The 18,954-nt window shown below is 39.7% G+C and carries 18 protein-coding genes; 15 read left to right on the forward strand and 3 right to left on the reverse strand.

Annotated features, from left to right (window positions below):
- Positions 1-12: 12 nt before the first annotated feature.
- From MK482_RS08110 to MK482_RS08135, 6 genes are all read left to right on the forward strand, one after another.
- Positions 13-753: a Stp1/IreP family PP2C-type Ser/Thr phosphatase gene (locus MK482_RS08110; RefSeq protein WP_261087302.1), complete on the forward strand. Its 741-nt coding sequence runs from the start codon at positions 13-15 to the stop codon at positions 751-753.
- On the forward strand, positions 750-2,669 hold the full coding sequence (pknB, locus tag MK482_RS08115) for a Stk1 family PASTA domain-containing Ser/Thr kinase (protein ID WP_268718451.1): 1,920 nt from the start codon (positions 750-752) through the stop codon (positions 2,667-2,669). The genes MK482_RS08110 and pknB overlap by 4 nt, the downstream gene beginning before the upstream one ends.
- Before the next feature lie 94 nt (positions 2,670-2,763).
- Positions 2,764-3,522: a threonine/serine exporter family protein gene (locus MK482_RS08120; RefSeq protein WP_261087300.1), complete on the forward strand. Its 759-nt coding sequence runs from the start codon at positions 2,764-2,766 to the stop codon at positions 3,520-3,522.
- 1 nt (position 3,523) lies between these two features.
- On the forward strand, positions 3,524-3,979 hold the full coding sequence (locus MK482_RS08125) for a threonine/serine exporter family protein (RefSeq protein ID WP_125411542.1): 456 nt from the start codon (positions 3,524-3,526) through the stop codon (positions 3,977-3,979).
- A gap of 117 nt (positions 3,980-4,096) precedes the next feature.
- Entirely contained in the window at positions 4,097-5,269 is a 1,173-nt protein-coding gene (locus MK482_RS08130) for a hydroxymethylglutaryl-CoA synthase (RefSeq protein ID WP_261087299.1), read from the forward strand.
- Positions 5,269-6,543, forward strand: coding sequence for a hydroxymethylglutaryl-CoA reductase, degradative (locus MK482_RS08135; RefSeq protein ID WP_261087298.1), 1,275 nt, complete (start codon positions 5,269-5,271; stop codon positions 6,541-6,543). Before MK482_RS08130 ends, MK482_RS08135 begins: the two co-directional genes overlap by 1 nt.
- 36 nt (positions 6,544-6,579) lie before the next feature.
- On the opposite strand, the gene MK482_RS08140 is transcribed toward MK482_RS08135, so the two are convergent.
- Positions 6,580-7,545, reverse strand: coding sequence for a LacI family DNA-binding transcriptional regulator (locus tag MK482_RS08140; RefSeq protein WP_268718452.1), 966 nt, complete (start codon positions 7,543-7,545; stop codon positions 6,580-6,582).
- Positions 7,526-8,980, reverse strand: coding sequence for a glycoside hydrolase family 32 protein (locus MK482_RS08145; protein ID WP_268718453.1), 1,455 nt, complete (start codon positions 8,978-8,980; stop codon positions 7,526-7,528). Before MK482_RS08145 ends, MK482_RS08140 begins: the two co-directional genes overlap by 20 nt.
- Positions 8,981-9,360: 380 nt before the next feature.
- Here MK482_RS08145 and MK482_RS08150 point away from each other — a divergent pair, with 380 nt between their 5' ends.
- On the forward strand, positions 9,361-11,244 hold the full coding sequence (locus MK482_RS08150; protein WP_268718454.1) for a sucrose-specific PTS transporter subunit IIBC: 1,884 nt from the start codon (positions 9,361-9,363) through the stop codon (positions 11,242-11,244).
- Between the two features lie 148 nt (positions 11,245-11,392).
- Positions 11,393-12,280 carry a fructokinase ScrK gene (scrK, locus tag MK482_RS08155; protein WP_000164305.1) on the forward strand — a complete coding sequence of 296 codons (888 nt, stop codon included), beginning with the start codon at positions 11,393-11,395 and terminating at the stop codon, positions 12,278-12,280.
- A 42-nt stretch (positions 12,281-12,322) separates the two neighbouring features.
- Here the strand turns inward: scrK and MK482_RS08160 are convergent, their stop codons facing one another.
- Positions 12,323-12,940: a TVP38/TMEM64 family protein gene (locus tag MK482_RS08160; protein WP_000076168.1), complete on the reverse strand. Its 618-nt coding sequence runs from the start codon at positions 12,938-12,940 to the stop codon at positions 12,323-12,325.
- A 480-nt stretch (positions 12,941-13,420) separates the two neighbouring features.
- On the opposite strand from MK482_RS08160, the gene MK482_RS08165 reads away from it, so the two are divergent.
- From MK482_RS08165 to MK482_RS08195, 7 genes are all read left to right on the forward strand, one after another.
- Positions 13,421-13,636, forward strand: a complete 216-nt coding sequence (locus MK482_RS08165; protein WP_268718455.1) for a hypothetical protein — start codon at positions 13,421-13,423, stop codon at positions 13,634-13,636.
- 25 nt (positions 13,637-13,661) lie between these two features.
- Positions 13,662-14,423: a DUF6261 family protein gene (locus tag MK482_RS08170; protein WP_268718456.1), complete on the forward strand. Its 762-nt coding sequence runs from the start codon at positions 13,662-13,664 to the stop codon at positions 14,421-14,423.
- A 551-nt stretch (positions 14,424-14,974) separates the two neighbouring features.
- Positions 14,975-15,784 carry a hypothetical protein gene (locus MK482_RS08175; protein ID WP_268718457.1) on the forward strand — a complete coding sequence of 270 codons (810 nt, stop codon included), beginning with the start codon at positions 14,975-14,977 and terminating at the stop codon, positions 15,782-15,784.
- Between the two features lie 124 nt (positions 15,785-15,908).
- Positions 15,909-16,244 (forward strand): nucleotide pyrophosphohydrolase, encoded by a 336-nt coding sequence (locus MK482_RS08180; protein ID WP_268718458.1) that lies wholly within the window; start codon positions 15,909-15,911, stop codon positions 16,242-16,244.
- A complete protein-coding gene (locus tag MK482_RS08185) occupies positions 16,244-17,989 on the forward strand; it encodes a DUF2075 domain-containing protein (protein ID WP_268718459.1) in 1,746 nt (581 codons plus the stop codon). The genes MK482_RS08180 and MK482_RS08185 overlap by 1 nt, the downstream gene beginning before the upstream one ends.
- A 45-nt stretch (positions 17,990-18,034) precedes the next feature.
- Positions 18,035-18,445 carry a YbgA family protein gene (locus MK482_RS08190; RefSeq protein ID WP_419151980.1) on the forward strand — a complete coding sequence of 137 codons (411 nt, stop codon included), beginning with the start codon at positions 18,035-18,037 and terminating at the stop codon, positions 18,443-18,445.
- Positions 18,429-18,791, forward strand: a complete 363-nt coding sequence (locus MK482_RS08195) for a TIGR02328 family protein (RefSeq protein ID WP_268718460.1) — start codon at positions 18,429-18,431, stop codon at positions 18,789-18,791. The genes MK482_RS08190 and MK482_RS08195 overlap by 17 nt, the downstream gene beginning before the upstream one ends.
- Positions 18,792-18,954: the final 163 nt, after the last annotated feature.

Below are 18,954 nucleotides of genomic sequence, written 5' to 3' on the forward strand. Positions count from 1 at the left end.
AGGAACTAACACATGGAAATTTCATTATTAACAGATGTTGGTCAGAAACGAACAAATAACCAAGACTATGTCAACCATTTTATTAATCGTGCAGGACGTCCAATGATTATCCTAGCTGATGGGATGGGAGGTCATCGCGCGGGAAATATCGCTAGTGAAATGGCGGTAACAGACCTGGGTGTAGCTTGGGTAGATACTCAAATTGATACTGTTAATGAAGTGCGTGAATGGTTTGCTAACAACCTTGAGATTGAAAATCAAAAGATTAACCAATTGGGACAAGATGAAGCTTATAAAGGAATGGGAACAACCCTTGAGGCTGTTGCTATTATTGATAATCAGGCTATTTATGCCCACATTGGAGATTCTCGTATCGGTTTAATTCGTGGAGAACAATACCACCAGTTAACGAGCGACCATTCCTTGGTCAATGAATTGCTCAAGGCAGGTCAATTGACACCTGAAGAAGCAGCTAGCCACCCACAGAAAAATATTATTACTCAATCTATCGGTCAAAAAGACGAAATTCAGCCTGATTTCGGAATGATCACCCTCGAGCCAGGAGACTATCTCTTACTTAATAGTGACGGCTTGACAAATATGATTTCAGGAAGTGAAATCTATGATATTGTAACCAGCGATATTTCTTTGGCAGATAAGGCAGCAACCTTGATTCGTTTTGCTAATAATGCAGGTGGGTTAGACAACATCACAGTTGCCCTTATTGCTGTTAATGAGGAGGCGAAAGAATGATCCAAATCGGCAAGATTTTTGCCGGGCGGTATCGAATTATCAAACAGATTGGTCGAGGGGGCATGGCAGATGTTTACTTGGCCAAGGATTTGATTTTAGACGGGGAAGAAGTGGCAGTGAAGGTCCTGAGGACCAACTACCAGACAGATCCGATTGCTGTGGCGCGTTTCCAGCGGGAAGCGAGAGCCATGGCGGATTTGGACCATCCTCATATCGTTCGGATTACAGATATCGGTGAAGAAGAGGGACAACAGTATCTCGCAATGGAATATGTTGCTGGATTAGACCTCAAACGCTATATCAAGGAACATCACCCTCTTTCAAATGAAGAAGCGATTCGAATCATGGGACAAATCCTCTTGGCTATGCGCTTAGCCCATACTCGAGGAATTGTTCACAGAGATTTAAAACCGCAAAATATCCTTTTGACCCCAGATGGAACTGCCAAGGTTACAGACTTTGGGATTGCAGTAGCCTTTGCAGAGACAAGTCTGACTCAGACTAACTCAATGCTGGGTTCGGTTCATTATTTATCGCCAGAGCAGGCGCGTGGTTCTAAAGCAACTGTGCAGAGTGATATCTATGCCATGGGGATTATTTTCTATGAGATGCTGACAGGTCATATTCCTTACGATGGAGATAGTGCGGTGACCATCGCCCTCCAGCATTTCCAGAAACCACTGCCGTCGGTTATAGCTGAAAATCCATCTGTGCCTCAGGCTTTAGAGAATGTTGTTATCAAGGCAACTGCCAAGAAATTGACAGATCGCTACAAATCAGTCGCTGAAATGTATGTGGATTTGTCGAGTAGTTTATCTTATAATCGTCGCAATGAACCAAAGCTGGTCTTTGACGATGCGACTAAGGCGGACACCAAGACTCTTCCTAAAGTTCCACAAAGTACGCTGACTTCTATTCCTAAAGCTCCGGTACAAGAAGAACCTCCTCAAGTGAAGAAAGTGACTCCGCAGGTCGAAGAGCAAGCGCCTACGCCAAAATTAAAGAAAAAGCGGAAGTTTAAAGCTCGATATTTGATTCTTTTGGCAAGTGTTCTATTAGTAGCTGCTTCTTTGATCTGGATTTTCTCTAGAACACCGGCAACAATTTCCATTCCGAATGTGGCTGGACAAACTGTGGCTGAAGCTAAAGAAGCTCTTAAAAAAGCTAATTTCGAAGCAGGTGAAGAAAAATCAGAAGCTAGTGATACGGTAGCAGAAGGACGTGTCATTCGAACGGATCCTGAAGCGGGTAGTAGTCGAAAAGAAGGGACAAAGGTCAATTTGATTGTTTCTTCTGGTAAGCAATCTTTCCAATTGAGTAATTATGTTGGTCGGAAATATACTGATGTTGTAGCTGAACTTAAGGATAAGAAGGTTCCTGAAAATCTCATTAAGATGGAAGAGGAAGAATCCAGTGAAAGTGAACCAGGAACGGTTCTAAGACAAACACCAGTAGCAGGAACTACGTATGACTTATCAAAGGCTAGTATGATTGTTTTAACAGTTGCTAAAAAGGTAACTAGTGTAACCATGCCGGGTTATATCGGTTCAAGTCTTGAATTCACTAAAAATAATTTGATTCAAATTGTTGGGGTGAAAGAGGCTAATATTGAAGTTGTTGAAGTGTCAACTGCTCCTGAAGGAACAGTAGAAGGAAATGTTGTGAATCAGACTCCAAAAGCGGGTGAAAAAATTGATCTAGCCAGCACACGTATTAAAATTTCGATTTATAAACCCAAAACACCACCATCAAGTTCCTCTTCAACGTCAGTTCAACGTGGTAACCAAGGTTCCACTACTACTCCAAATCAAGGGAATCAACAAGGTGGCCAGCAAGGGAATCAACAAGGTAATCAACAAGGAACGGTTCCTACACCAAGTCAACCAAGTAGTGAAGGAAACCATGAAACTCCTTGATAATAAGCCGATCTTTGTCATGATATTATGACAAAGATTTTTTTAAATTGAATTTTTGTGATAGAATAGAGAAAGTAACTAAAAGGAGAAAAAAATGGACGAATCGAGAGAGTTAAATGCCATCATCGATGTGATCATGTTAGCTGGAACCATTCTTCTCAAAAGTGGCTCAGAGATTCATCGTGTAGAAGATACCATGATCCGCATTGCGCATTCGCAGGGGATTGTGGATTGCAATGTTCTTGCCATGCCTGCCGCAATCTTTTTCTCAATTGAAAATACCAATATTTCGCGTATGAAGCGCGTGACTTCCTCTTCTTATAACATTGAAAAAGTCTGCGATGTGAACCAGATTTCTCGTCAACTGGTTGGGGGGCGAATTGATTTAGAGACAGCCTTCAAGCAATTGACGGCCTTGCAAGCCCAACCCCTTCCCTATACTAAGTTGCAGGTGACTCTGGCTGCGACCTTTAGTGCCCCTTTTTTTTCAGTTATGTTTAGTGGAAACATCTACGACGCACTTGGGGCAGGAGTAGCTACCTTATTTGGTTTTGCCTTTTCCCTCTATGTGGAAAAATTTATCCGAATTCCTTTTGTGACAGCCTTTGCTGGAGCCTTTGTCTTTGGGCTGATAGCCCAGTTTTGGGCTCGTTACACAGGCTTTCCTTCAACGGCAGACTTGATTATAGCAGGAGCAGTCATGCCTTTTGTACCAGGAATTGCTCTGACAAATGCCGTACGGGATATCATGACAAATCATATCAACTCTGGTATGAGCAAGATGTTTGAATCTTTGCTCATTACCCTCGCCTTAGGGGCTGGTACTTCTGTAGCCCTAGTATTAATGACCTAATATGACACTAACAACTATCTTACTACAAGCCATTGCAAGCCTACTCGCTATTATTACTTTTTTAATTGTTTTGAATGTACAGCGCTCTATGTTGTTACCTGCTGGTATTCTTGGGATGGGCGTCTGGATTATATATATTTTACTCAAGGACCCTACAAATGTCATTGTAGCTACTTTTATAGCTGCGGTAATAGGATCTTGTATTAGTCAAATTTTAAGTATTCTCTATAAGACACCGGTGGTTGTTTTTGTATTGGCAATTTTAGCTCCCTTAGTCCCAGGCTATTTATCTTATCGGACGACTGCTTTTTTTGTTACTGGAGATTATAATCATGCAATTGCAAGTGCAACCTTGGTTGTCATGTTGGCTTTAGTAATCTCTATTGGTATGGCAAGCGGGACGGTTATTTTAAAGCTTTATTATTATATTCAAAATCATAGGAAAGCTTCCTTTTGATGTTTTCTTAAACAGACTTGATTTGGTGAATCAAGTCTTTTTTCTCTCTTTTATTCCTATTTGTGATAAAATAGTATAGAACGATTTTTTACAATGAATGAAAAAACAGAGGTAAATATGACAATCGGTATTGATAAGATTGGTTTTGCAACCAGTCAATATGTCTTGAAATTACAAGATTTAGCAGTAGCGAGGGGAGTTGACCCCGAAAAATTTAGCAAGGGACTCTTGCTAAATGAAATTAGTATTGCGCCCATGACTGAGGACATTGTAACCTTGGCGGCGAGTGCAAGTAACTCGATTTTGACTGATAAAGAAAAAGAAGAAATTGACATGGTCATCGTTGCGACTGAATCAGGAATTGACCAGAGTAAAGCTGCAGCGGTCTTTGTGCATGGATTGTTGGGTATTCAGCCTTTCGCTCGTAGTTTCGAGATTAAAGAAGCCTGCTATGGAGCAACAGCTGCCCTCCATTATGCAAAACTGCATGTGGAAAATTCTCCAGAGTCCAAGGTCTTGGTCATTGCCAGTGATATTGCCAAATACGGTATTGAAACTCCAGGAGAACCTACTCAGGGTGCTGGAAGTGTAGCCATGTTGATTACACAAAATCCACGCATTATGGCCTTTAATAATGATAATGTGGCTCAGACCCGTGACATCATGGATTTCTGGCGTCCTAACTATTCAAGTACTCCTTTTGTAAACGGTTTGTATTCGACTCAGCAATATCTTGATAGTCTTACGACAACTTGGGATGAGTACAAGAAACGCTATGATTGGACTATGAATGATTTTGCAGCTATCTGTTTCCACTTGCCTTATCCTAAGTTAGCCCTAAAAGGCTTGCGCAAGATAATGGACAAGAATCTACCGCAGGAAAAAAAGGATAATCTGCAAGAAAACTTTGACAAATCAATTCTCTACAGTCAGATGATTGGGAATATCTATACAGGTTCCCTCTTCCTCGGTCTCCTATCTCTTTTGGAAAATGCGGAGACTTTGAAGGCTGGAGATAAAATCGCCCTCTACAGTTATGGAAGTGGAGCTGTGGCTGAGTTTTTCAGTGGTGAATTGGTTGAGGGTTATGAAGCCTATCTGGATAAAGACCGCTTGAACAAGCTCAACCAACGAACTGCCCTATCTGTTGCAGACTATGAAAAAGTCTTCTTTGAGGAAGTAGACTTAGATGAAACAAATTCTGCCCAGTTTGCTGGCTATGAAAATCAAGATTTTGCCTTGGTTGAAATTCTCAATCACCAACGCCGTTATAGCAAGGTTGAAAAATAATGAAGATAAGTTGGAATGGATTTTCTAAAAAATCATACCATGAGCGCCTTGAGTTGTTGCGAGCTCAGGCGCTCCTTAGTCCTGAAAAGCAAAGGAGTCTGGAGCAGGATGAACAAGTCAGCTTGGCTGTTGCAGACCAGCTGAGTGAGAATGTGGTGGGGACTTTTTCTCTGCCTTATTCCATTATTCCAGAGCTTTTGGTGAATGGTCAGGATTACACAGTTCCCTATGTGACAGAAGAGCCTTCTGTGGTTGCTGCGGCCAGCTATGCCAGCAAAATCATCAAGCGAGCAGGCGGTTTTACTGCTCAAGTCCATGAGCGCCAGATGATTGGGCAGGTAGCTCTTTATCAAGTTGCTAATCCTGAACAAGCGCAAGAGAAAATTGCCAGCAAGAAAGCCGAACTCTTGGAACTTGCCAATCAAGCCTATCCTTCTATCGTCAAACGTGGAGGTGGGGCGCGTGATCTGCATGTAGAGCAGATCAAAGGTGAAACAGACTTTCTCGTTGTTTATCTCCATGTTGATACCCAGGAAGCCATGGGAGCCAATATGCTCAACACCATGCTGGAAGCCTTGAAACCAGTCTTAGAAGAACTCAGTCAGGGACAGAGTCTTATGGGAATCTTGTCTAATTACGCGACCGATTCTCTGGTGACGGCAAGCTGTCGTATCGCCTTTCGCTACTTGAGTCGCCAAAAGGAGCAAGGACGGGAGATTGCGGAGAAAATAGCTTTGGCTAGTCAGTTTGCCCAGGCTGATCCTTACCGAGCTGCTACTCATAATAAAGGGATTTTTAATGGTATTGATGCCATTTTGATTGCTACTGGTAATGACTGGCGTGCCATTGAGGCAGGGGCCCATGCTTTTGCCAGTCGAGATGGACGCTACCAAGGTCTTAGTCGCTGGACACTGGACCTTGAAAGAGAAGAATTGGTAGGTGAGATGACTCTGCCCATGCCTGTAGCGACCAAGGGTGGCTCTATCGGTCTCAACCCTCGTGTAGCCCTCAGTCATGAATTACTGGGAAATCCTTCTGCCAAAGAATTAGCCCAGATTATCGTATCTATCGGGCTTGCACAAAACTTTGCGGCCCTCAAAGCCTTGGTGAGTACAGGCATCCAGCAAGGCCACATGAAATTGCAGGCCAAATCCTTGGCACTTCTCGCAGGTGCTAGTGAATCTGAGGTAGCTCCCCTAGTAGAGCGCCTCATCGCAGATAAAACCTTTAACCTAGAGACAGCCCAGCGTTATTTAGAAAATTTAAGATCATAAAAAAACTCAGACCAATTGGTCTGAGTTTTCTTGTATTTAAATACTTTTTCCTGGTAATAGGGTGACTGGTAAGAAGTAGCCTGTTGTTGCGACTTCCTTGCCTTCGATCTTTTGTAAGAGAAGGTCAACAGTGAGGCAGGCAATCTCTTCCAAGGGTTGCTTGATGGTCGCCAGTTGAGGGTAGTAGTTCTCGATAAAGTAAGTCCCATCATAGCCGATGACCTTGAGCTCTTCAGGGACAGAAATGCCCAGTTCTTGAGCGATTTTAATGACCAGAATAGCTGTCAAATCATCTGAAGCAAAGATGGCATCTGGCTTTTGTCGAGTCAAGATATTCTTGATTTCCATTTCTTTTCTGACAGGAGAAAAGTCACTGGAAACATTGATAATAGGAGCTTTGGGGAGTACAGAAGCAAAACCAGCGTGGCGTAGTCCAGTTGGCGAATTGGAATTGTCATTCCCTGTAATCATGATGATAGACTGGGCACCTGTCTTAACCAAGGTCTGGGCAGCAAGAATCCCACCAGCATAGTTGTCAGAAGAGACAACAGGAATGTCTGGAGACAGGTTTCGGTCAAAGGAAATAATCGGCGCCGTCACGCGATTGTAGTCTTCGATTCCCAAGTTGTGACTACCAGAAATGATGCCGTCCACCTGATTGGCTTCCAACATTTCGATGTATTCGCGTTCCTTCTCAGAATCGTGCTCACTGTTGCAGATGATGGTCTTGTAACCATTTTTGAAGAGTTGGTGTTCCAGTTTATCAATCAATTCTGCATAGAAAACATTGGAAATATTTGGGAAAATCAAGCCGATTAACTTAGCTGATTTTCCTTGTAGACTGCGAGCTAGGTTGTTGGGTTTATAGCCCAATTCCCGCATGGCTTCATTGACCTTTTGAATGGTTTTCTCTGATAAATAGCCTTTTTTATTGATAACCCGAGAAACGGTAGTAGGGCTGACGCCTGCAAGTTTGGCGACATCAGTTAGTTTTGCGACCATAATCTAATTCATAGTAAGTTCCAGTTAGGTTTCCAGATTTAATCAGGATGCCATTTTGGTCCGCATGTGGGAAGACACGACCGGAAAATACTTTTTCTCCTTTATTGATGAAAATTTCAAAGACAGAGTTATCGATGAAAATCGTAGCAGTAGTAGCTTGGTTATCGATTGGGCAAGAACGAGTTGTCCCAAATTCTTGGGCGTACTGTTCACCAGCTTGGCTACGATCTACTGTCACTTGACCATTTACAAGGTCAAAGTTGATGGAAAGTCCCTTGCCTTCTTGATCAGCTAGTAAGACAATCTCGCTCTGGCTATTAGCTTCCAAGCTGAGTTCAAGTTCGTAAGTGTTCTTAGTTTGGGCACGATTTGAGAAGGCTTCTTCAGAAGCACGAAGGTCTTTAACAGCTGCGACTGGGTATTGGTAGAGTTTGCCGTCTTTGATAGTGAGTTCTTTGACCAAAGAGAAGGTTCCTTGGTGGTCAAAACGGTCAGATGGATATGAAACATCAGGCAAGCCAAGCCAGCTAACAGCTAGAGCACGTCCATCAGGAGCGTTGAAGGCTTGAGTTGCATAGGCTTCGAAACCATAGTCCATGTTTTGAAGTTGAGACACATCTACCATTTTGGCATTGTCAGGGTCAAAGGAAGCCCCAATCTTATACATATTTGGATAGATATTATCGTAGTCTAGAACTTTCTTATCCAATCCTTGTGGACAGTAGAGAAGAACAGGTTGCTCCTCTACAAAAACCAGATTTGGACATTCCATCATATAGGCAGTACGGTCGTTAGCAAAGTCAAGGTCGCCAACTGCTTGCCAGTTTGTGTAGTCGTTATTTACAGCCTTATAGAGACGGACAAATCCTTTTTTCTCCAAGTCCTGTCCACCGACGATAGCATAGTATTGACCTTTAAAGTTAAAAATTTGCGGATCGCGGAAGTGGTCAGTTGAGTCAGCAGGCTGGTCAATCAAAATCTTGTCAATCTTTGTAATCTTGCCATCCTTGTCCATCAAAGCCCCAATCTGGTAAGGGTGACGGACCCAGTTTTCATCACGGACATTTCCTGTATAAAATAGGAACAAGTTATCGCCAAACTGCATGGCAGAACCAGAGTAGGCACCGTGGCTATCTAATGGAGTATCAGGCAAAACTTTGACTCCAGTTTCTGTGAAGTGAACCAAGTCCTCACTTTCCAACTGCACCCAAGATTTCAAACCGTGGGCTGCACCAAAAGGAAAGTTTTGATAAAAAACAACCCACTTCCCATCAAAGTAGGAAAAGCCATTTGGATCGTTGAGAAGTCCTGTTTTTGGCTCAACATGGTAATGAGTATGCCATGGAGATTGAGACATATTTTCCTTTATATTTTGAATTTCTTCTTGCGTCCAATCTTGATAAAGTCTGTAACGACGCTCAGTAGTCCATTCCATTCATTCATTCCTCCAAAAATCTTATCACTTCTAATAGTAACCGTTTTCGATAAAAAATGCAAGTCTTTTATGTTAAAAAAGAGAAAAAACTGTCAAACGTTTATCATAAATCAAAACCAGAAAATCAATCAACTTTTTACGAAAATATGAAAGATAATGAAATCAAAGCCTTTTTAATCATGATTATAAACTTATTTTTTCAAGGAATACCTGATAAAATAGTCAAAAACAATCAATCTAAAGCGTGTCCACTAAGTGGATAGAATATTTTTCTGCAAAACGCTTGACATATTTTTAAAACATGATAAAATAATAGTCGTAAGGGCGGATAAAATCGCTTTCAAACAAGAACAAAATTTTATATAAGGAGATTTTTGCAAATGAACAATCAGGAAATTGCAAAAAAAGTCATCGATGCCTTGGGCGGACGTGAAAATGTCAACAGTGTTGCCCACTGTGCGACTCGTCTTCGTGTCATGGTCAAAGATGAAGGAAAAATCAATAAAGAAGTGATTGAGAACTTGGAAAAAGTTCAAGGTGCTTTCTTTAACTCAGGTCAATACCAAATCATCTTTGGTACAGGTACAGTTAACAAAATGTACGATGAAGTTGTTGCCCTTGGTTTGCCAACATCATCTAAAGATGATATGAAAGCAGAAGCTGCCAAACAAGGGAACTGGTTCCAACGTGCTATCCGTACTTTCGGTGACGTTTTCGTTCCAATCATCCCAGTTATCGTAGCAACAGGTCTTTTCATGGGTGTGCGTGGTCTATTGACTGCTCTTGGAATGACACTTCCAGCTGATGTGACAACTTACACGCAAATCTTGACAGATACAGCCTTTATCATCTTGCCAGGTTTGGTTGTGTGGTCAACCTTCCGTGTATTCGGTGGAAATCCAGCCGTTGGTATCGTTCTTGGTATGATGCTTGTTTCTGGCTCGCTTCCAAACGCTTGGGCAGTTGCTTCAGGTGGTGAAGTAACAGCTATGAACTTCTTTGGTTTCATCCCTGTTGTTGGTTTGCAAGGTTCCGTTCTTCCAGCCTTCATCATCGGGGTTGTCGGAGCTGAATTTGAAAAAGCTGTCCGCAAGGTTGTTCCAGATGTGATTGACCTCTTGGTAACGCCATTCGTGACACTTTTGGTCATGTCTATCCTTGGACTCTTTGTCATTGGACCAGTCTTCCACGTCGTTGAAAACTACATCCTTATCGCTACAAAAGCGATCCTTAGCTTACCATTTGGTCTTGGTGGTTTCTTGATCGGTGGGGTTCACCAATTGATCGTCGTGTCAGGTGTGCACCACATCTTCAACTTGCTTGAAGTTCAATTGCTTGCTGCTGACCATGCTAACCCATTCAACGCTATTATCACAGCTGCTATGACAGCGCAAGGTGCTGCGACTGTTGCGGTTGGTATTAAAACGAAAAATCCAAAACTAAAAACACTTGCTTTCCCAGCTGCTCTTTCTGCCTTCCTCGGTATTACAGAGCCTGCTATCTTCGGGGTGAACTTGCGCTTCCGTAAACCATTCTTCCTTTCATTGATTGCTGGTGCAATCGGTGGTGGATTGGCTTCAATCCTTGGACTTGCTGGTACTGGTAATGGTATCACCATCATCCCTGGTACAATGCTTTACATCGGTAACGGACAACTTGCTCAATACCTTCTTATGGTAGCTGTATCATTTGCCCTTGGTTTTGCCCTTACTTACATGTTTGGTTACGAGGATGAAGTAGACGCAACTCCATCTGCAAAACAAGCTGAAGTAGCTGAAGAAAAAGAAGAAGTTGCGCCAGCAGCTCTTCAAAATGAAACACTTGTAACTCCTATCGTCGGTGACGTTGTCGCTCTTGCTGATGTCAATGACCCAGTCTTCTCAAGTGGAGCTATGGGACAAGGTATCGCTGTGAAACCAAGCCAAGGTGTGGTTTATGCACCAGCTGATGCTGAAGTTTCAATCGCCTTTGCAACAGGACATGCCTTTGGTTTGAAAACAACTAATGGTGCTGAAGTTTTGATCCACGTTGGTATCGACACTGTAACAATGAACGGTGAAGGTTTCGAACAAAAAGTTGCCCAAGGTGACAAGGTTAAAGCTGGCGATGTTCTTGGAACATTTGACTCAAACAAAATCGCTGCAGCTGGACTTGACGATACAACAATGGTTATCGTTACAAACACAGCTGACTACGCTTCAGTAGCTCCAGTCGCAACAGGTTCAGTTGCGAAGGGAGATGCCGTTATTGAAGTGAAAATCTAATTAATCCTCTCAAAATGAAAACGAACAAATGACATGTTTGTTCGTTTTTGCTTGAATGGTAAGATTTACAGAGGAAAATCTAAAAAATAGAGAAATTTAGACTTTCGAAATATGCTATAATAAAGAAAATAAAAACAAGAGGTTTATCATGACAAAATTATATGGAAGCTTGGAAGCGGGCGGTACAAAGTTTGTCTGTGCTGTCGGTGATGAAAACTTTAACGTTGTGGAAAAAACACAATTTCCAACAACAACTCCAATCGAAACAATCGATAAAACCATCGAGTTCTTCTCGAAATTCGATAATCTTGCTGGTCTTGCAGTTGGTTCATTTGGTCCGATTGATATTGATAAAAACTCAAAAACTTATGGCTTTATCACAACGACTCCAAAACCAAACTGGGCAAATGTGGACTTGCTTGGTGCCCTTCGTCGTGCCCTCAACGTGCCAATGTACTTCACTACAGACGTAAACAGCTCTGCTTATGGTGAAGTAGTTGCCCGTAACAATGCTGGTGGCCGTATCGAAAACTTGGTATACTACACAATCGGTACAGGTATCGGTGCAGGTGTTATCCAACGTGGTGAGTTTATCGGTGGTGCCGGTCACCCTGAGATGGGTCATTACTATGTGGCTAGACACCCAATGGATATTGAAAAAGAATTTAAGGGTGTTTGTCCTTTCCATAAGGGATGTTTGGAAGGTTATGCAGCTGGTCCAAGTTTGGAAGCTCGTACAGGTGTTCGTGGGGAAAATATTGAACTCAACAACCCTGTTTGGGATGTTCAAGCCTACTATATCGCTCAAGCTGCGGTTAATGCGACAGTGACTTTCCGCCCAGACGTGATTGTCTTTGGTGGAGGGGTCATGGCTCAACAACACATGCTGGACCGTGTCCGTGAGAAATTTACAGCTCTTCTCAATGGTTACCTACCAGTACCTGATGTGCGTGACTATATCGTGACTCCAGCAGTCGCAGGAAATGGTTCTGCCACACTTGGGAACTTTGTCCTTGCAAAAGAAGTTTCAAAATAAAGCACAAAATCCGCTTGGGAAACCAAACGGATTTTTTACATGTCAAAGCATTTGCCAGAAAAAGTCGATAATATAGGTCAGACCGTAGGTATAAACCACGAGGGTAAAGGGCTTGGTCAGAATGATGATGGTCATATAGCGCTTGAAGCTCATCTTGGTCAGGGCAGCCAGCATACAGAGAAAGTCAGCTGGACTAATGGGCCAAATCATCATAAAGATAAAGAAACGGTCAAAACGATTGCCCTTATCCAACCAGCCGATATACTTGTCATAGGTACGTTTGCTGACGACGGACTGGACAAAGGCAGCTCCATAGAGGCGCACCAGATAAAAGATGATGGCACAGCCAATCACGATGCCGATATAGTTGTAGATTGTCCCGATGATGTGACCGTAGATAAAGACACCAGCCACCGAGGTCAAGGCTCCTGGAATGATAGGGACTACAGTCTGTAAAATCTGTAAAAAGATAAAGAGAGGTGGCCCCCAGATACCTGCCTGCTGGATAAAGGCAGAGAGGGTTTCCTTAGACTGTAAAATCCCAGCCTGATAAGCCCAAATACAGAAAATCAAACTCCCAACCCCACCGACAATCGATGAGATGTTGATAACTTGTTGTAAAAGGGGAGAAACAGCTTTCATTTGTTTATCCTGTGACATGTAAACTCCTCATAGATAGTATAGTTCTACTATACCATATTTTGGAGGAGAAAGGGGGAATGAGTCTTTTGTTGAGAAATAGATGGAAATACAGGCCTTCGAGACTTAGAACAGGTCTCCTTCCTAAAGTTTAAATGTATTCTATGTTTAGAACAATTGTCATTCCATAAATTTAAAAGTATTATAACCTTCGAATAGCTTATCTACGAAAGTTTTGAGGCCTTCTAGCTTTCGAATAGTCGTATTCGCTAAAGTTTATATGTATTCTAAAGCTAGAAAGGCTAAAATCGAAAAATAGTAAGAGTCTCTATCTGATGAACGAAATGTATGTCTAGTGAGATAGGGATTTTTTAATTTGGAAATGTCTGATTTGTCCTGAAAAGTACATTTTAGATGGAAATAATGACAGTTGAGCGGATGGGAGTTAAAATGGTTTGGGAAACTGTTAGAATGAGTGTATTAACTTAAAGGAGAAAATTGATGAAGAAAGTTAAAGATGATGAGGAGAGTATGCTATCGACACTTCCTTCATGGGGGCTTCTATTTTTGGTCTGTGCATTGTTTCAAGTCTTTGTATTTAAGGATAGACCTTTGATTCAACATGGTAGACAAGGAAGCATTGTAAAAACAGATCAAAAACAGGTCTATCTTCCAGAACTAATCCAGTCTTGGTTTGATAAAGAAAAAACAAAATGATTTGTTAAATAGAAAGGATATCATCATGACAAAAACATACGCTATTCGCCCACTTAGTTATAGTAACTTTACTAACCGTGAGTTTGAAAGCCTAATGATGGATACTCATCAAAGTCTGGCAACTTTTTCTAAGGCAAACAAGGATGAGGGCATGTATGCCAAACATTTGGAACCCTTCAAGACTAAGCTAGATGATTTTCAAGCTCAACTTGCAGTGGTGGAGACGAAAGAGTCTAGTAATCTGACAGAAGTCGATCGCAATCGTGATAGTGCCTTGGTCGGGCTCTTTACTCTTCATAGAGGATTTGCTAAGATTAAGGATGCCAAGCTCAAGGAAGCTCATGAGACTCTGAAACCAGTCTTTGCCAAATATAAGGACATCACTAAGCACAGCAACGATGTGGAAACGGCAGAAATCAAGAGCCTTCTCAAAACACTTAGTGAAACACCTTATCATGAAGCAGTGACCAGTCTAGGACTAACTCCTATGCTGAAGGCGGTGGTCAATGCTCAAGAGGAATATGACCAAGTGGAAAGTAAGGCGCGTGCTTCTAAGTCTGCCAAGGAAGTCGGCAAGACCAGACAACTCCGTACCGAACTTTCAACCAGCTACGACCTCTTTATGCGTTATACCGCCGCCAGTGCAGAAGCCTACCCTGAAAAGGAACACCTGACTCAACTCCTCAAGGAACTCAATAGCATCCGAGATAGCAAGCGCCGTCTCATCACTAGTAGCAAGAAAGATAAAAAGACCAAACCAGCAGAACCAGCCCAAGCAGCAGGATAAAGACAACCCCTTAGAAGCGGATTTCTAAGGGGATTTTTGTGGTTTCGTGGATAATTTATATATTAACAAAATTGTAGAGAAATAAATAATAGTTAATAAATAAGTTGTTTAAATTCTGGATAGAATCAATAGTTTATTTAATGCCTAAATGTTGAAAGTTAATAAGAAAAAGATTAGTTTTTATAGTCTTTTTTAAAAATATTGCACTATATATTGTGTTTTTCGAAAAAATCAACACTATATATAGAAAACAATATTGCTTTTTTGTTTTTGTTTGGTATAATATGAATTGTAGAAAAAAGACGTCAGTGGGCGCTGACGACTAGTTAGAGATGGTGAATTTCAAAATGCAATATGAGCACTATTTCAAAAATTCTCTTTTATTCTAACACTAAATAAAAGAAATGTAAATCTCATTTTGATAATTTTCTTTTTTCTACAAAATATAGAAAAAAGAGGTACATATTATAAGAATATCAAACTTATTAAATAGAGAATCAATCCAAGTAGGATTAGATTTTGTTGATATAGATACATCAAAGGATGTTAGATTGTTTGTAGATCCATTGCTTTTACCAGATCAGTTTAGGAATATTGCTAATGATTTTGTAAAAACAGTATATAGAATCTACGGTTTAGGTAATAAAGCAGGTGCATTGCAACTATTTTCACACTCTAAAGAATGTAATGCTATCCACTTTGGCTATTCTTCGAATAAGTCTAAAGGGACAGGCGTTTCAATGCAGATGCTTGATCAATTTTTCGGATATGTCTATAAGTCAGTAGATAAAATTAAAGAAAAATTACTGACTCCAATGACGATGCCAATCTTTGTAAAGAAATTTTCAGAAGATAGGATGTCTGATTTATTGGTAAGCTTATTAAAAAAGGAATTGGTTCTATATTCTTTAGAACAAGCTAAATTACATGGTTTAAAAATTAGTGAAGAAGTACAACATTTTGATTATTGGGATGTTGATAATCATAAGTGGGCTACCTTTGAAAGCCAGTATGTCCTTGCTCCTAATGAAAATGGTGTAGAGGAACTTCTTATCTTAGTTCCGAAGTTTGTTGTAAGTAAAAGATTTCTAGTAAATCCTTCTAGATATATTTCAGTCATTTTTCAACACTTGCAGTTGATGGAAAAGTATCAAAGGACAAATGGTACACCAAAATCTCAAAAAGAATTACGAGAATCAGAGATAGTAGCAAATTATCAAAAGGATAAAGATAAAAGCTACATCTTAGACATGACATTAATATCGCCAGAATACTATGAAGCATATTTTGATAATTCAATTAGGTTCAGTGATAATAAATCACTTAATGATGAGGAATTAATAGAAATTCTAACTAAATAAGTGATTGAAATTGAATAGTGCTCACAGAGAAGGAGTAAATCCTTCTTTTTTATTATTTTTATAACATTTATAAAACGGATTCATGTTATACTATATATTAGTAGATTTACATTGGAGAATTAAAATGAAATCAACAATTGATAAAATTAATAAATTTCGAGATGATCGTGATTGGAGAAAATTTCATAATGAAAAAGATTTAGCTATTTCAATTTCAATCGAAGCGAGTGAACTTTTGGAATTATTTCAATGGAAGGAGTCCAAAGAGGTCACCAGCAAATCATTGGGAAGAATAAAAGAGGAACTAGCTGATGTTCTAATTTATAGCTTTATGTTGGCAGATAATTTACAGTTAGATGTAGAAAAGATTATTGAAGATAAATTAGTTGATAATAATCGGAAATATCCTGTAAAGCTAAGTAAAGGGAATAATAAAAAATATACTGAGTTGGAGAAATAATGGTTAAAATAAAAAGTCCAATTGTAAGAGAGATAAAGTATTCAAGCAGTTCACTGGTAAATCTTAAAAGTCAGCTTAAATCTAGTGAAAATAAAAATGATATAAAATTTTTATTTGATTATCCAGTTGTTTATATTGTTAACGATGAGAAGAATAACCAATTTAGTGTATATGTAGGAGAAACAGCTAATATAATTCGACGAACTAGTCAACACTTAACAGATGATATAAAGAAAGAAAACAGAGATGATTGGAGAGATTTTGCAACATCTTCGACAACGAAGATGTTTATAATTGGTCACAATCATTTTAATAAGTCTTTAACTCTGGACATAGAAAATCGTTTAATGCTTTATCTTTCAAGTGTTGGTAATGTTATAAGAGTACAAAATAGAAAAGAAAATCCTCAAAATGAATATTATACATCCAACGAATTAGATTCAATTTTTTCAAAAATTTGGCGTTCACTGAGAAAAAGGAATCAGTCTTTATTTCCGATTGAGAGTATTGTTCGAAATTCAGCAATTTTTAAAGCATCTCCCTTTCATAAATTAACTGAAGAACAAATCGAAGCTAAAAATACTATTATTAATAAAATAATTGCTTCTATTAGTAAAGGTCAAGAAGGGACTCTTATCCTAGTTAAAGGAGAAGCTGGAGCAGGGAAAACAGTTTTAATGAGTTCGTTGGTAGATGATTTATTAAATTCTGAAGATATTTCATTTATTAAAGATAATAATTACATTAATCTTGTTGTAAATCATAATAATCAATTAAGTGTATATAAAGAAATTGAAAGAAAACTAAATTGGAATAGTGGTTCTACTTTGGAAGTAGCGATGAAGCCTACTCAATTTTTAAATGCCTTGAGAAAAGAAAGGATTAAAGCAGGAGTGGTTATAGTTGACGAGGGGCATTTACTGCTTACCGCGAAAAATCAAGCATATCTTGGAGGAAATCATTTAAATGATTTATTAGCACAGTCGAAAGTAGTTGTTTTGGTTTATGATGATAAACAGATTATGAATAAATCTCAAATATGGACTGATAATACATTTTTTGAATTGGAGCATGAGGCTAATCTGGAAGGAAATTTAATTGAATTACGTAATCAAATGAGAATAAAAGCAAATCCTGAAACTGTCAATTGGATTAGAAGTATTATTGATGATTGTGAAATCAAAAAATTAACAAAAGATAAGCAATATGATATTAGACTTTTTGATTCTCCTTTGGAACTACAAAAAGCTATTAAGTTAAAGAATAAAGATCAAAAACTAGGTATTTCTAGATTAGTTGCAACATATGATTGGCCTTATGTTGAAGAAAAAAAGAAGCAAGCTAGACCAAAATGGTTTGTTGAAATCGGCGACTGGAAGGCTCCTTGGAATCAACAAATAAAGCCAGAGAAGAAAGACGCAAAATTATCTTGGATAGAGCAACCCCAAACAATTGATGAAGTAGGATCCACTTTTACTGTGCAAGGTTTTGATTTGAATTATGCTGGAGTCATTATTGGTCCATCGGTTAAATATAGAGATGGTAAAATTATGTTTGATATCTCTGCTAGTAAAAATAAAGGAGCAGTTCAAAATAGGAAACTCGAAAATGGTGAAATGAAAAATTTTGGTGAAGATCTTTTAAAAAATGAATTAAATGTTTTACTTACAAGAGGAGTAAATGGACTCTATATCTACGCAGTAGATGAAGAACTTCAAGCGGCTTTAAAAAAGGCAATTTTATAAGATTATAAAGTAGGAATAGATATTTCTGAATCCAAACATGGTATAATGTCAATTATGAATAATAACCAACGTGCCCTTTGCCAGCAACTCTGGGCGAGAAACAAATACCTCGTTTTGAGTCATTCTAGTAATATATACAATGAGATTCGCCAATACTTGAAGAATGAAGAGGTGGAGGTGAGTCAGGTTCAGGAGATGATTGACCGTGCCTGCCAGATTCCAGAACACAGGGGTCAGGTTTGCAATGCCTTTCAGCATATTTGGGGCTATTTCAAAAAGAAAGCGACAGATGCTGAGCGCAAGGACTACATGCTCTTGCTTGATCGCTACCGCTTTGGTCAGGCTTTTAAGGAAGACTTGATCACTAAGACTAGAGACTTGCTTGATCGCTACCCAAATACCTACTTGCAACATTCGACTTTGCTGAAAGGAGACTCCCATGAGACTTTGGCATGAGGCTTTGATTTCACAACTTCCTCGTCCTCAACTCTTGGGGCAACATCGAGAGTGTTGTGCCCTGCGTGGCAATGGCTGGGGCAGAAAGCATACGACGGTTGACTATGTCTTTACCCACTCGCCTTACCAGCTATTTGCCTACCATGATTTGATTATGAAGGAAATGGCTCGTCGTGGCTATAATGTCAGTCAAGAGTGGTTGGATAAAAACTATCGTGGTAAGATTTGTCCTTCTTATGAGGATTTACCTGAGGAGACTTTGACGAGCCCTATTTACAAGGAGCACGATGCTGCCTACTTTGAGGAGTGTCTGGACAATCTCCGAGAGAAGGGAATCAACCTATAGTCTTTTCCAATAACAAGCCATAGTCACTTATAAGAATTACTAATAACGCGTTTGAAGAGCCTAACTGAAATATTGTTAAAAAACAAGCTACACAAAGGATTTGAGGCATTTGTCTCAAGTCTTTTTCTTTTGTCTAAAACAGAGATATAGTTTCAAACTATAT

It is taken from the genome of Streptococcus mitis, assembly GCF_026782865.1.
In the GTDB taxonomy this organism is placed as follows: domain Bacteria; phylum Bacillota; class Bacilli; order Lactobacillales; family Streptococcaceae; genus Streptococcus; species Streptococcus mitis_CG.